Source organism: Actinomadura sp. NPDC048955, from assembly GCF_040649435.1.
Lineage (GTDB): Bacteria > Actinomycetota > Actinomycetes > Streptosporangiales > Streptosporangiaceae > Spirillospora > Spirillospora luteofluorescens.
In genome coordinates, this window is record NZ_JBEZJI010000006.1 from 1 (window position 1) to 12,951 (window position 12,951).

Genomic DNA, 12,951 nt, shown 5'->3' on the forward strand with positions numbered 1-12,951 from the left:
CGCGGGTGATCTCGCGGTCGCCGAAGGCGGTGAAGCCGGTGGCGCGGCGCAGGAGTTCGGTGCCGAGGCGTGGGGCGGCGAGCGGGCGCCGGGAGCCCGGCCCGCCGGACCGGGCGCCCCGCGGGCCCGCCCGGCGCGCTCACCTGCCGCGCGGCCGGGAGAGGACGACCATTTTCCGTGATCACCTGTGTGCCCCGGTATTTTGGTGCATCCTTGTCACGCCTTATTCCGATATGACCACCGTGCAGCGGGTCGAGAAAGTCCTGCGCGCCAGTCACCGACGCTCACAGGGACACGAGGGATGGCAACGCGAGCGGATCGAGCACGCACCGAGCGCGCCGCGCTGGAACGCGCCTTCTGGGTCTGGCTGATCGTGGCGATCGTCAGCGGCGGCGCCTGGCTGGGAACGCTCCTGGCCGTTGACCGGGGAGCGCGGACCGTCGTCGCCCTCGGCGGCGGCATCGGGACCCTCCTGGTGAGCCTCGCCGTCGGGGCCGCGGCCTACTACGCCGTGTGCGCCCGCGCCGCCCGCGCCCGGCTGGCCCGGGTCGAGGGCGAAAGCGACCTCCTGGAGCGCAGGCTCCAGGAACTGGTCGACGGACCGCTCCCGGCCCTGATCGAACGGCTCCACGCCGGAGCCGGGCCGGACGAGACCCTGGCCGGGCTGCAGGCCGTCCCGAACCACCTGCTGGGCCGCCTGGTGCGCCTGGTGGCGGAGGGCGTCGCCGCGAGCGAGCGGCACGCGTCCCGGGCCGAGGCCGAGCTGGCCGCCCTGGAGGAGGAGGTCGACCGGCTCGCCGACTCGACGCTCCCCGTCCTGATCGAGCGGATCCGCGGCGACCGCGCCTCGGCCGCGTCCGTGCTGGCCGAGTTCCCGGCGCCCGCGCACGCCGCGCTCGGCCGGCTCCTCCGCGCGCTCGCCGACGACGTGGCCGCCGGGGAGCGCACCCGGGCGGCGGCCATGGCGGCCTCCGCGGCCGCGGCCGCGCGGATCCAGGCGCAGACGACCCGCATGCTCGCCCAGCTCCGGGACCTGGAGGACCGCTACAGCGAGGACGAGGTCTTCGGCGACCTGCTCGACCTCGACCACCACGTCTCCCAGATGGGGCGCCTGGCCGACAGCATCGCGCTGCTCAGCGGCGGGCGCTCGGGACGGCGCTGGACCAAGCCCATCGTGCTGGAGAGTGTCATCCGCGGCGCCATGGGGCGGATCGCCTCCTACCAGCGCGTCCAGTACCACTCGACCAGCACCGCCGCCATCGCCGGCTTCGCCGCCGAGGGCGTCATGCACGCGCTGGCCGAGCTGATGGACAACGCCGCCAACTTCTCCCCGCACGGCTCGGCCGTGCACGTCTACGCCGAGGAGGAGGACGCCGGGATCGTCGTCACCGTCGAGGACAGCGGGCTCGGGATGCGCCAGCGCGAGCGGGAGCGCGCCGAGCGGCTGGTCTCCGAGGCCGCCGACCTGACGTCGCTGCCCGGCACCCGGCTGGGCCTGGCGGTCGTCGGGCGGCTGGCGGGCAAGCACGGCCTGCGGGTCAGCTTCCGGCCGTCCTCGCGCGGCGGCGTCGGCGTGGTCGTGCTGATCCCGCGCCAGCTCGTCACCCACTCCTCCGAAGGGCCCGGCACGGGAACGCTGGCGGAGTCCATCCGCAGCGCGCCCCGGAGCACCGGCGCCCACGCCCGCGGACCCGTCCGCGAACCCGCCGCGGCCATGGCGGCGGCGCCCGGCGCGGACGCCCCCGACCCGTCGGCGTACCTGCCCAAACGCCGGCGCGGCGCCACCCTCACCGAGGAGGTGGAGCAGCCGGCGGCCCCGCCTCCGCTCCCCCGCGATCCGGGGGCGCGGTTCGCCGCGTTCCGCGCGTCCACGTCGGGGAGCCACCGAACGACCGGCGGCGCCGGCACCGGCTCCGCCCGGGAGGACACGTCCACCGAAGACCCCGATCAGTAGCTCATGGCCCGGCGCCCGTCCCGCGGACGGCCGCCGGCCGACCGGTCCCGGCGGCCTCGTCCGGACCGCAGGATCGACAGATAGGAGGCAGGGGCCCGCGTCTGCGGCGGACGGCGCCCCGTGATCTTGATGAGCACCGATGAGCGTCGACTCGACTGGCTGCTGACATCCCTCGCCGAACGGGCCCCCGGCGTCCAGCACGTCCTCGTGCTGTCCCGGGACGGCCTGAAGATCTGCCACACCCCCGGGCTGAGCAACGACCGGGCCGACCAGCTCGCGGCCATCGCCTCGGGCATCCAGAGCCTGTCCATGACCGCCTCCCACGAGTTCGGCCGGGGCGTCGGCGCCGGCCAGGCGATGGTGGAGTTCCCGGGCGGGCTGCTGCTGATCATCCCGGCCGGCGAGGGCGCGCACCTGGCCGTCGTGGCCGGCGACGACGCCGACGTCGGCCTGGTCGGGCACAGCATGAACGAGCTGGTGGAGCAGATCGGCGGCTACCTGACCGCGGCTCCGCGCACGTCCGCGTCGAGATGACCCCCCGACCCCTGGATCTCGGCGGGCCGGACCGGCTCTACACCGTGACCGGTGGCCGCAGCCGGGCCGGCGACGCCGACCTCGACCTCGTCACGCTGGTCGTCGCGGAGAACGACCCGGCGCCGGGCATGCAGTCCGAGCACGTCGCGATCCTGCGGCTGTGCCGGAACGAGCCGGTGGCCGTGGTCGAGCTGTCCTCCCATCTGCGGCTGCCGGTGAGCGTCGTGAAGATCCTTCTGCTCGACCTGCGCGACACCGGCCACATCACCGTCCGCCATCCGACGTCGGCCACCGCGACCACCCACCTGGCCGACCTGGACACCCTGAAGGAGGTGCTCGTTGGACTCAAAGCCCTCTGACCGCGCACCGGACCCCGCGCCCGCGGGCGGCGTGCCGCTGCGGCGAAGCGTCCGGGACGCGCTGAAGATCGTGGTCGTGGGCGGGTTCGGCGTCGGGAAGACCACCATGGTCGGCTCGATCTCCGAGATCCCCCCGCTGAGCACCGAGGAGGTCATGACGAAGGCCGGCGTCGGCATCGACGACCCGAGCCGCGTCGCCGACAAGCGCACCACCACGGTCGCCTTCGACTTCGGCCGGATCTCCCTGGACGCCCACCGCGTGCTCTACCTGTTCGGCGCCCCCGGCCAGCAGCGGTTCTGGTTCATCTGGGACCAGCTGTTCTCCGGCAGCCTCGGCGCGGTGGTGCTGGTGGACACGCGCCGCCTGGAGGAGTCCTTCTATCCGCTCGACCGGCTCGAACACCACAAGATGCCGTTCGTGGTGGCGGTCAACCGGTTCGAGGGCCCCGAGCCGCGCCCCCCGCTGGACCGGGTCCGCGACGCGCTGTCGCTGCCCGAGGACGTCCCCCTGATCGACTGCGACGCCCGGCAGCGCGACTCGTCCAAGAACGTGCTGATCACGCTCGTCCGGCACCTCACCACCCTCCACGATCCCGCCGCGCTCCAGGAGGCCGCGCAGTGACCGACGCGACCGTCCGGCCGCCCGCCGACGAGAACGCCGTGCGCCTGTACGGCGAGGAGTTCGACCAGCGGCCGAGCGACTTCTTCGAACGGATGCGGCGCGAGCACGGCCCCGTCGTGCCCGTCCTGCTCGAAGGCGACATCCCCGCCTGGTACGTGATCGGGTACCGGGAGGTCAACCACGTCACCGGCAACCCCGCCCTGTTCGCGCGCGACACCCGCCGCTGGAACGCCTGGGACATGGTCCCGGAGAACTGGTCTCTGCTGCCGTTCGTCGGCTGGAACCCCTCGGTGATGCTCGCCGAGGGCGAGGAGCACCACCGGCGCAGCGCGGCGATCAGCGACTCGCTGGACGCGGTCGACCGCACCGAGCTGGCGGGCATCAGCGAGCGCGTCGCCGACCACCTGATCGACGAGTTCGCGGGGGACGGCGAGGCCGACCTCGGCACCCAGTTCGCCGACCGGCTCCCCCCGATGGTGATGGTCGGCCTGTTCGGCGTCCCCGACGCCGAGGTGCCGGACATGATCCGCGACATCCAGAACGTGGCGGGCTCCGACGAGCACGCCGTCGCGGCCTACCAGCGGCTCCAGGAGACGATGCGCCGGCTGGCCGAGACGCGCAGGGCGAACCCCGGCCCGGACGTCACGTCCCGCCTGCTCCAGCACCCCGCCGGCTACACCGTCGACGAGCTGATCAGCGACCTGATCCCGATGCTCAGCGCCGGGACCCTGCCGACCGGCCACTGGATCGGCAACACGCTGCGGCTGATGCTGGTGGACGAGCAGTTCGCCGTGACGCTCCAGGGCGGCCGCGGCAGCGTCTCGCAAGCCCTCAACCAGGTGCTGTGGGAGGACACGCCGTCCCAGAACAACATCGGGCGCTTCGCCGTGCGCTCCTGCGAGCTGGCCGGCCGCAAGATCCGTCCGGGCGACATGCTGATCCTCGGCTGGGCCGCGGCGAACGCCGACCCCCAGGTCCAGCCGCCCGCGCAGGGCGTCGGCGCCGGCAACCGCGCGCACCTGTCGTTCGGCCACGGCGACCACGGATGCCCCTACCCCGCCCCGGAGCTCGCCGAGGTCGTCGCCAGGACGGCGGTGGAGGTCCTCCTCGACCGCCTGCCCGACATCGAACTGGCCGTCAAGCCGGAAGAACTCCTGTGGCTCCCGTCCTTCTGGGTCCGCCGCCTGGCCGCCCTCCCCGTCACCTTCACCCCCACGATGACCTCCCACTGACTCCCCTGGAGCCGTAGGTGCGGTAGGGCTCCGCGTCGGGCCATCTGACCTCCAGGCCCAGGCCGGGACGGTCGGGGGCGGGGACGAGGGCGCCGTTCGCGGGGGTGAGCGTCCCGTCGAAGATCAGGCGTTCGACGCGCACGTGGTCGTGGAAGTACTCCAGGTGGCGCAAGCGGTCGACCGAGGCGCAGGCCCGCGAGGTCGTCGGAGCTCACCGGCTCCTCGAACCACCGCACGTCCCACTCCTCGGCGAGACGCCGCGCCCAGTACAGGGCGTCCTTGCGGGTGAGGGCACCGTTGGCGTCGGCGTAAAGCTCGACGCCGTCCCCGATCGCTTCGCGGACGGCGGTGAGGCGCCGGGGGTCCTCGTCGGGGCGCCGCGAGACCTTCAGCTTGACGCGCGGGACGCCCTGCTCGACCCAGCCGGCGAGCTGGCCGGCCAGCCGGTCCAGGGAGTAGTTCGTGAAGCCTCCGCTGCCGTAGACGGGCACGTGGTCGTGGAATGCGGGCAGGAGCCTGAACAGTGGAAGCCCAAGGAGCTTCGCCTTGAGGTCCCAGAGCGCGACGTCGACGGCGGACACCGCCATCGCGCCCGCGCAGGGTCGTCCGGCGTTGCGGATCGCGGCGAACATCCGCTCCCAGGCAGCGGGCGGGGCGAGCGCGTCGGCGCCGCGCACCGCGGGCGCTAGCGCGGACTCCACGAACGCGGCGACCGAGACGTCCCCGTAGGTGTAGCCGATCCCGGTCCGCCCGCCCGCGTGGGCCTCGACGAGGACGAGGGTCGTGGAGTCCCAGCGGAGCGTGCCGTCCTCCTCCTCGCCGCCGGGGCCGTCAGTGGGCACTTCGAAGGCGTGCACCCGGACGCCTTCGACTTCGGCACCCTCCCGCGGACACATCGTTCTCCCTCCGTCGGCGTCTACCTACCGCTGGCGCCGGGCCTGAACCGGGAGGGGCCCTGGCCGGTCTCCATACCTTGGAGTACGGTTCCGTACCATGGAGTATGGAGATGAGATCGTGTGCCGCGTACGGGACCTCGCGCCGACGCTCGCCGGACGTGCGCGAGCCGCCGAGGAGGCGCGGCGGCTGCCCGACGAGACCATCGCCGACCTGGCCGCGACCGGGCTCTTCGCGATGCTGGTGCCGAAGCGGTTCGGCGGGGCCGAGCGCGGGTTCGAGGAGATGGCGGCGGCGTGCCGGGAGGCGGGCGCCGGATGCGCCTCCACGGGATGGCTGTCGGTCATCTACACGCTGCACAACTGGATGGTCGGGCTCTTCCCCGAGCGGGCGCAGGCCGAGGTCTGGGCGGACCGGCCGTACGCGCTGATCCCGTGCGTCCTCGCGCCGACCGGGACGGCGGCACCCGCGGACGGCGGGCACCGGGTCACCGGGCGCTGGTCGTGGGGCAGCGGGGTGATGCACGCCGGGCACGTCATGGTCATGGCGCTGGTCACCGCGGACGACGCCGTCGAGCCGAGGCTGTTCCTGCTGCCGCGCGAGGAGGTGGCCGTCCACGACGTCTGGCACACCAGCGGGATGCGGGGCACCGGCAGCAACGACATCGAGGTGGCGGACGTGTTCGTCCCGGCGCACCGGTCGGTGCCGCTCCTCGACCTGGCGGAGGGGCGCTCGCCCGGGTCCCTCGTCCACTCCGGCGCGCTCTACCGGACGCCGCTCGTGCCCGTGTTCGCGCTGACCGGCGCCGCGCCCGTGCTCGGCGTGGCCGAAGGCGTGCTGGCACGGTTCGCCGAACGGACGCGCGGCCGGGTGATGGCCTACTCCGGCGAGCGGCAGCGCGAGACGACCGGCGCGCAGGTGCGGCTCGCGTCCGCGACCGCGGACCTGGCCGCCGCCCGGCTGCTGCTGGAGGACGCCCTGCGCGGCGTCGTCCGCGCCGTGGCCGAGGGGAGCTGCGACCTGCGGCGGCGGGCCGGGGCCCGGCTGGTGGCGGCGCATGTCGCCGGGACGGCGCGGCGGGTCGTGAACGACCTGTGCTCGGCGGCCGGGGCGAGCGCGCAGTTCGCCGACTCCCCTTTCCAGCGGGCGCAGCGGGACGTGAATACGCTCTCCGGGCATGTGGTGTTCGAACCGGACGCGGCGTACGCCCTCTACGGCAGGATCGAGCTGGGCCTGGATCCCGGCCCGGTGACCCTGGTGTGACGGCGGCCCGGCGGAGACAGGGGGTGGGATGACGGCCCGGACGAGGGCGGCGCGGCCCAGGGTGGCGCGGCGCGACTGGATCGAGGCCGCCTACGGGGAGCTGGCCCGCGCCGGCGAGCGCGGCGTCGCGATCACCACGCTGGCGGCCCGGCTCGGCGTCACCAAGGGCAGCTTCTACTGGCACTTCCGGGACCGACCGGAGCTGATGCGGGCGCTGCTGGACCGGTGGGCGCACGAGCGGACCGACGAGGTGCTCGGGCTCGCGCTCGGCAGCACCGCCGACCCGCGCGAGCGGCTGCGCCGCATCGAGGCGCTCGGCCGCGAGGTCGCGCCCATCGACCGGGCGATGCGGCTGTGGGCCCAGGAGGAGCCCGCGGCGGAGGAGGCGGTGCGGCACGCCGACCGGGCGCTGCTCGGCCACATCGCCGCATGCCTGGAGGACCTGGGCTTCGAGGCGGAGGAGGCGCTCCTGCGGGCGCGGCTGATGCTGCGGTTCTGGGCCGGCGGCTACCTCGTGCCCGAGGCCGGGCCCGACCCGCGCGAACGCGTGCTGGAGATCCTCCTGGCTCCCTAGCCGGGCCTCACTCCCGGCGGACGAAGCCGTGCCGCGCGAGCACCTCGGCGAACTGCCGCCCGGCCGGGGTGAGCTCCTTGCCGAGGCCGCGGCACGCGGCGCAGCGCTCCTCCTCCGGCTCCTCCGGGCGGGCCCGCATGTGATCGTCGATGGCGCGTTCGACGGCGGTCACGATGGCGGGCTCGGCGTGCTCGGGCGCGGCGGCCGGCGGGGCGCCCGGGACGGGGCGCAGCTCGTGGGCGCGGCGGGCGGCCTGGGCGACCGCGATCAGCTCGCCGGCCCGCCGGTGCCAGGCGAGCCACTGCCCGTTCGGGGTGCTGCCCGTCCCCCCGCACTCCGCGCAGTCGTCCTCCAGCGCCTCCAGCAGCCGTGACAGGAACCCGGCGCTCGCCGCCCGGTCACCCACTCCGGTCACCCCGCGCAGGCTTCACGAATCCCTGTCCATTCACGTCGCGTCGGCCGGGCCCCGCGGGGCCCCACTCCCTCGTACGCGCGGCGTGCCCGCCGGGTTCGGATCCGCGCCGGTCATCGCGTCGCCTTGATCAGCTCGACGCAGATGCGGAACAGCAGGCTCGCCAGGGCGAGCGCCAGCCCGCACATGACGGCGACCCGGAGCCAGACGCCGTCGTGGAGCGCGCCCGCCAGGACGAGGAAGCACAGCGCCGTCGTCACGACGATGGCGCCGGCCGCGGTGAAGCCGTAGATCCGCACCCGGGGCTTGGTCCAGAACCGGACGCCGTTCGCCGGGTCGGCGCGGCGGGTCACGCGGTGCTCGCCGCGCAGCTCCTGCAGGTACCTCGACTCCCAGATGAGCGCCAGCAGGAGGACGGGCAGAACCTGGGCCATCGTCGCGTAGAAGTCCCGCATGTCGTTCTCCTCACTCGGGGGGTGCTCACGGCAGCCGGTCGACCCGCGCCCGGACCGCAGGGGCGAGCCTTCGCAGCAGGGCGGCGGCCCGGTCGCCGGGGAGCCCCCGCAGCAGGGCCGCGATGGTCGGCGGGGGGACGTATCCGAGGGCCCCGGCGGCGCGCGGCACCGGCATCGCGGCGAGCAGGCGCGCCCCCTCGGACGGCGGCAGCGCCCCGAGCACCCAGGCGGCCGTCCGCTGGTCGGCCTGCGCGACGATGCGCGCCGCCTCGCCGGCAGGCATCGCGGCGAGCACCGCCAGCGCGCGACTCCCGGTCATCCGCCCGAGGGCGCGGCCCGCCCGCTCGGCGGTGAACATCGGCAGGATCAGCGCGGTCGTCTCCGGGACGGCCGCCATCGCGTCGAGGACCCCGCCGAGGGACGCCGGCGGCAGCTCCGCCAGGATCAGCGCGGCGCGGTGGCGGGGCAGCGCCAGCAACGCGGGAGCGGCGGCCGCGGGCCCGGCCTTCACGACCGCCCGGGCGGCCTCGTCCACCGTCATGTTCTCGACCAGGGCCGCCGCGCCAGCGGGGGGTCTCGCGTTCACCGGCGGCGCCGCGCTCACGGGGCGTGCCGCGCGGACCGCGCCCGGCCTCCCGGCCCGCCCGGGGACCTCGGCCCCCTCCGCGCGCGGCACCCGCGCCTCCACCGCGGCGGGACGGGGAGGCGCGGGCCGCGGGACGTCCCGCGCCACCTCTTCCAGGGCGCTCCGCAAACGGGCGGCGTCGGACCGCGTGGCCGGGTCCTTGTCGAGGAGCCGGAGGATCGCGTCGGCGAGGGAGCCGGGGCGGCTCGGCGCCGGCGCGGGGTCGTGCACGATCGCGTAGAGGGTGGCGGGGACGTTGAGGGCGTCCGCGCCCCGGCGGAACGGCGAGTAGCCCTCCAGCGCGAGGAAGAGGGTGACGCCGAGCGACCAGAGGTCGGAGGCGACCGTCGCGTCGTGGCCCGCGATCTGCTCCGGGGCCATGAACTCCAGCGTTCCGAGGACGGTGTTCGTGACGGTGAGGGACGCGGCCCCGGCCAGCCGCGCGATGCCGAAGTCGGCGAGCAGGACGCGGCCGTCGGCGGCGAGGAGGATGTTCGCCGGCTTCACGTCGCGGTGCAGGACGCCCGCGCGGTGCACCGCGTCCAGCCCTTCGAGCGCCCACCGCCCGATCCGGGCGATCTCCCGTTCGGCGACGGGGCCCTCGGCGACGAGGTCGGCGAGGGTGCGGCCGTCGATGAGCTCCATCACCAGCCAGGGGACGCCGTCCTCGACGAACAGGTCGTAGATCTCGACCACGGCGGGGTGGCCGACGCGCGCCAGTGCCTGGGCCTCGCGCCTCGCGCGCGCGACGATGGGGCCGGCCTCGCCCGGGCGGCCGGGTTCGAGATTGATCGCCTTGAGCGCGACGCGGCGGTGCAGCACCAGGTCGTCGCCCACCCACACGGTGCCCATCCCGCCGGCGCCGAGCCGGGACAGGACGCGGTACCGGCCGTTCAGCGTGGGGTCGCGCCCGGCCACCGGCGGCTCAGAAATCGTCGTCGTCGGTGTAGAGGGGCTGGCCGTCGGAGCGGTCGGAGGAGTCGACCGTCCGGGTCACGCGCGTGTCGAGCGCGTTGCGGATCGCCTCGTGCTCGCTGGAGGGCGGCGTTCCGTCGCCGGACGCCTCCGGCCGGGTGCCGGGCGGAGGGCCGCCGGGCCCGGAACCCCATTCCGGGGCGCCTTGGATTCCGCCTTCGCCGCCGGAAGACCCCGTTTCCCTGCCCGGTCCGGACGGCCGGGCCGGGCGCCATTCCTCCTGCTCCCTTTGGCGCTCACCCCAAATATCATGAACGGACCCGCCGGATTCGCCCCCGAACAGGTTTCCCGGGACTGGAACGATCTTCTTCTTGGCCTGCTGGAGTTCCTTCTTGGCCTCCAGCGCGAGGATCTGATCGTAATTCGAGGTTTTCTGGAGCAGCTTGACCGCCACCGGAAGGCACTCGATGAGCAGGAAGAGGAGGAAGAGGAGGATGCGGGCGCCGTTCAGGACGACGTCCTTGCCGGAGACCTCGTCCAGCGCCTGCAGGCGGATCAGCAGCCCGTGGGTGTTGCCGTTCTGCGCGTCGAAGGACCGCTGGAGATCGGCCTGGCGCCGCTCGTCGGCGGTGAGCCGCTGCCGGGCCGCGGGCAGGTCGGCCTGCGCCTGCTCCAGCCGGGTGCGCTTGGCGGCGTCGCCCGTCGCGGTGAGCTCGCGCTTGCGGTCCTCGATCTGGCCGTTGAGGTCGTCCACGCGCTTCTTGGCGTTGCGGTACGCGGCCTCGCTGGCCGCGGCGAGCGGCCCGTCGCCCTTCCGGGGGCACTGGGGGCCGCCGTAGAGCTGGCACTGCCACTGCTGGTACTGGCTCTGCATCTGCTTGCGCTGGTCGTCGCGCTGCTGGGTGAGCGCCCGGATCCGGACGTCGGAGGCGGGGTCGAGCGGGACGTCGCCCTGGGAGGCGATCACCTGCTGGAGGCCGGCGACCGCCTGGCGGTCGCGGGCGACGTCGGCGCCGATGGCGCCCCTCTTCTGGTCCAGCGCGAAGTCGTCGGCCCGGCGCTGCTTGATCTCCACGATCTGCGCGTCGATCTCCGCCCGGAAGATCTGCAGCACCAGCGGGGTCGAGATCACGAAGCCGAGCAGCACGGCCATCGCCACCCGGGGCAGCGCCAGCTTCCAGCGCCGGCCGCCGCTGGAGGGGATGGTGGCGACCAGCCACCGGTCCAGGCTCAGGATGGCCAGGCCCCAGAGCAGCGCGAGCGGCATCGCGGCGACCGGGTGGACGCCGATGGCGCTGGAGAGGGCGAACCACATGGAGATGGTCGCCAGGGTGCTGGTGGTGAGCACGGCGCCGCCGATGCCCTCGAACTTGCCGCGCTCGGTCGGGCACTGGTCGAGGACCGAGGCCCGGGCGCCGGAGAGGGTGATCAAAATTCTGCGCAATTCGGCCCCCGCTCGCGCCGATGGTTGGGATGGATAAGCATAAAACAGCGAACTCGGAGGGCAGTGTGGCGCAGTCCCCATTTGAAGCCATTGGCCAGATCAGGCCATTGAGGGGCCGGTAATGCGATCCCATGCCCCACAATCGATGCAGTCTCGCGGCCTGGGGGCCGGCCTTGAGTCCGTATTTCCACGGGGTGACGGGAGCCGCCATTGATCGAACAGAGTGGGGAGCTACGCGAAAGCCTTGCAAAAGCGATCGTTATGCATTCTTCGCAAAAGCCCCTTCTGGTGGTGGACGCGACGGCCGAGGGCCTGGACGTCCACGAACTGGTGCGGCTGGAGAACGGTGTTCCGTCCGGCCGCACCTGGCGGACGCCCTGGTCGGGCCTGGTCAGGTACGACCAGCTCGACCGGGGGGCCGTGCTCGACCGCGTCCCGCGCCTGCACGACGCGCCGACCGTGTTCCTGACCTGCACGTTCACCTCGGCGATGCGGCCGCTGCTGGCGCACGAGTGGCTGGCGGCGGAGCGGCCCGACGCGCGCACGGCGCGGGTGCACGGGGCGCGGACGGCCGAACTGCTCCGCGAGGTGATCGACGACGAGCCGTTGAGCCAGAGCTACGAACTCGTCACCGTCCAGGAGGCGGCGTCGGGGCGGCCCGAGCTGTCCGGCCTGCTGCTGTTCGCGGTCGGGGCCCGGCGCGGCGAGCGGGCGTCGCTGACCCTGCGCTGCGAGCCCGCCGGAGAGGACGGCACCGTGTTCGCGGTCATGGCGTGGTCGAGCGAGCGCAGGACGCTGAGCCTGGTGTCGCGGCGGCGGATCCGGCTGGCGCCCGGCCGCTACCCGCTCAGCGCCGAGCTGCGGGGGCCCGGGCGCGTGTCCTTCCACGGGCTGCCCGGCCCCCTGAGCCGCGAGGAGCGCAGCACGGACGAGCTGGTGGCCGCGCTTCCCGCGCGGCTCGCGCGGACGATGCCGCGCACCCACCTGGTCTGCGCGGTGGAGGTCTGCGCGGCGGAAGCCGACGCGGTCGCCGCCCGGGTCTCCCGCGCGCGGGAGGTGATCGGCGAGGTGGCGGCGGGCATGCGCCCGGGGCTCACGGTGTCCCTCATCGCGTACGGGAGCCACTCCTACGAGCGGCGGCCGCGAGGGTCGCCGGTGGAGGTGCTGCTCTGGGACGCGTCCGCCGACAAGGCGCTCGCCGCGCTGGACGAGCTGGACGCACGCCCGCCCGGGCCGCCCGGCCATCCGCGCGCGGCGCCGGTCGAGTGCGTCCTGGCCGAGGTCGACGCCCGGCTCGCCGCGCGCGGACGCACCGCCGCGCGGCCGGCCCCCGGCGTCCGGGGCGCGGAGGCCGAGCGGACGGCGCTGGTCCTGGTCGGCGACCGTCCGCCGCATCCGCTCTGGCCCACGCCGGGGCACCTTCCCTGCCCCGCCGGGACCGACTGGGAGGAGGCGCTGGTACGACTCCGGCACCAGCGGCGCGTGCGGGTCGGCGCCCTGTGCGACCGTCCGGCCACGCGCTCCCATCCGGCGTGGGCGCGGCTGGCCGGAGAGCCCCCGGCGGGCGCGGACGCCGGCGGCGGCCTTTCTGAACTCGTGGCCCGGCTGGGCCTCGGCCCTGACGAGGGGTACCGCGTGCCCTTCCCCATCAGCGAGCCGTCATGACGT

The 12,951-nt window shown here is 74.6% G+C and carries 14 protein-coding genes and 1 pseudogene; 9 read left to right on the forward strand and 6 right to left on the reverse strand.

The window, feature by feature from the left end:
• The 6 genes from AB0C84_RS08220 to AB0C84_RS08245 all read left to right on the forward strand — a co-directional run.
• The coding region (locus AB0C84_RS08220) for a hypothetical protein (RefSeq protein ID WP_361062694.1) at positions 1–181 on the forward strand (181 nt) is incomplete at its 5' end.
• Positions 182–301: 120 nt separating this feature from the next.
• Positions 302–1,954: an ATP-binding protein gene (locus AB0C84_RS08225; RefSeq protein WP_361062697.1), complete on the forward strand. Its 1,653-nt coding sequence runs from the start codon at positions 302–304 to the stop codon at positions 1,952–1,954.
• A 129-nt stretch (positions 1,955–2,083) separates the two neighbouring features.
• On the forward strand, positions 2,084–2,488 hold the full coding sequence (locus AB0C84_RS08230) for a roadblock/LC7 domain-containing protein (RefSeq protein WP_361062700.1): 405 nt from the start codon (positions 2,084–2,086) through the stop codon (positions 2,486–2,488).
• A complete protein-coding gene (locus AB0C84_RS08235; protein WP_179846991.1) occupies positions 2,485–2,847 on the forward strand; it encodes a DUF742 domain-containing protein in 363 nt (120 codons plus the stop codon). The genes AB0C84_RS08230 and AB0C84_RS08235 overlap by 4 nt, the downstream gene beginning before the upstream one ends.
• A 31-nt stretch (positions 2,848–2,878) precedes the next feature.
• Positions 2,879–3,469: an ATP/GTP-binding protein gene (locus tag AB0C84_RS08240; protein WP_258942685.1), complete on the forward strand. Its 591-nt coding sequence runs from the start codon at positions 2,879–2,881 to the stop codon at positions 3,467–3,469.
• The gene (locus AB0C84_RS08245; RefSeq protein ID WP_361062704.1) at positions 3,466–4,701 is read left to right on the forward strand and encodes a cytochrome P450; all 1,236 of its coding nucleotides are present in this window, start codon (positions 3,466–3,468) and stop codon (positions 4,699–4,701) included. Before AB0C84_RS08240 ends, AB0C84_RS08245 begins: the two co-directional genes overlap by 4 nt.
• Here the strand turns inward: AB0C84_RS08245 and AB0C84_RS08250 are convergent.
• Entirely contained in the window at positions 4,676–4,843 is a 168-nt protein-coding gene (locus AB0C84_RS08250; RefSeq protein ID WP_361063242.1) for a hypothetical protein, read from the reverse strand. The genes AB0C84_RS08245 and AB0C84_RS08250 overlap by 26 nt on opposite strands.
• A gap of 103 nt (positions 4,844–4,946) precedes the next feature.
• Positions 4,947–5,597 (reverse strand): annotated as a pseudogene (locus AB0C84_RS08255) (enolase C-terminal domain-like protein); the annotation flags it as partial.
• Positions 5,598–5,694: 97 nt separating this feature from the next.
• Here AB0C84_RS08255 and AB0C84_RS08260 point away from each other — a divergent pair.
• Both AB0C84_RS08260 and AB0C84_RS08265 read left to right on the forward strand, forming a co-directional pair.
• Positions 5,695–6,858 carry an acyl-CoA dehydrogenase family protein gene (locus AB0C84_RS08260; RefSeq protein WP_361062707.1) on the forward strand — a complete coding sequence of 388 codons (1,164 nt, stop codon included), beginning with the start codon at positions 5,695–5,697 and terminating at the stop codon, positions 6,856–6,858.
• A gap of 28 nt (positions 6,859–6,886) precedes the next feature.
• On the forward strand, positions 6,887–7,432 hold the full coding sequence (locus AB0C84_RS08265; RefSeq protein ID WP_361062710.1) for a TetR/AcrR family transcriptional regulator: 546 nt from the start codon (positions 6,887–6,889) through the stop codon (positions 7,430–7,432).
• Positions 7,433–7,439: 7 nt separating this feature from the next.
• Here AB0C84_RS08265 and AB0C84_RS08270 read toward each other — a convergent pair whose 3' ends face one another.
• The 4 genes from AB0C84_RS08270 to AB0C84_RS08285 all read right to left on the reverse strand — a co-directional run bounded on the left by AB0C84_RS08270 (position 7,440) and on the right by AB0C84_RS08285 (position 11,283).
• A complete protein-coding gene (locus tag AB0C84_RS08270; RefSeq protein WP_361062713.1) occupies positions 7,440–7,847 on the reverse strand; it encodes a hypothetical protein in 408 nt (135 codons plus the stop codon).
• A gap of 110 nt (positions 7,848–7,957) precedes the next feature.
• A complete protein-coding gene (locus AB0C84_RS08275; protein ID WP_361062716.1) occupies positions 7,958–8,299 on the reverse strand; it encodes a hypothetical protein in 342 nt (113 codons plus the stop codon).
• A gap of 25 nt (positions 8,300–8,324) precedes the next feature.
• Positions 8,325–9,842 carry a protein kinase gene (locus AB0C84_RS08280; protein ID WP_361062719.1) on the reverse strand — a complete coding sequence of 506 codons (1,518 nt, stop codon included), beginning with the start codon at positions 9,840–9,842 and terminating at the stop codon, positions 8,325–8,327.
• Between the two features lie 7 nt (positions 9,843–9,849).
• On the reverse strand, positions 9,850–11,283 hold the full coding sequence (locus AB0C84_RS08285) for a DUF4407 domain-containing protein (protein WP_361062722.1): 1,434 nt from the start codon (positions 11,281–11,283) through the stop codon (positions 9,850–9,852).
• 261 nt (positions 11,284–11,544) lie between these two features.
• Between AB0C84_RS08285 and AB0C84_RS08290 the strand changes: the two genes are divergently transcribed.
• The gene (locus AB0C84_RS08290) at positions 11,545–12,948 is read left to right on the forward strand and encodes a hypothetical protein (RefSeq protein ID WP_361062725.1); all 1,404 of its coding nucleotides are present in this window, start codon (positions 11,545–11,547) and stop codon (positions 12,946–12,948) included.
• The last annotated feature ends 3 nt before the right edge of the window (positions 12,949–12,951 follow it).

Excerpts from the sequence above, each read along its gene's own strand:
- AB0C84_RS08275 (WP_361062716.1), bottom strand. The coding sequence starts at position 8,299 with ATGCGGGACTTCTACGCGACGATGGCCCAGGTTCTGCCCGTCCTCCTG.
- AB0C84_RS08290 (WP_361062725.1), top strand. The coding sequence starts at position 11,545 with ATGCATTCTTCGCAAAAGCCCCTTCTGGTGGTGGACGCGACGGCCGAG.
- AB0C84_RS08225 (WP_361062697.1), top strand. The coding sequence starts at position 302 with ATGGCAACGCGAGCGGATCGAGCACGCACCGAGCGCGCCGCGCTGGAA.
- AB0C84_RS08235 (WP_179846991.1), top strand. The coding sequence starts at position 2,485 with ATGACCCCCCGACCCCTGGATCTCGGCGGGCCGGACCGGCTCTACACC.
- AB0C84_RS08260 (WP_361062707.1), top strand. The coding sequence starts at position 5,695 with ATGGAGTATGGAGATGAGATCGTGTGCCGCGTACGGGACCTCGCGCCG.
- AB0C84_RS08230 (WP_361062700.1), top strand. The coding sequence starts at position 2,084 with ATGAGCACCGATGAGCGTCGACTCGACTGGCTGCTGACATCCCTCGCC.
- AB0C84_RS08265 (WP_361062710.1), top strand. The coding sequence starts at position 6,887 with ATGACGGCCCGGACGAGGGCGGCGCGGCCCAGGGTGGCGCGGCGCGAC.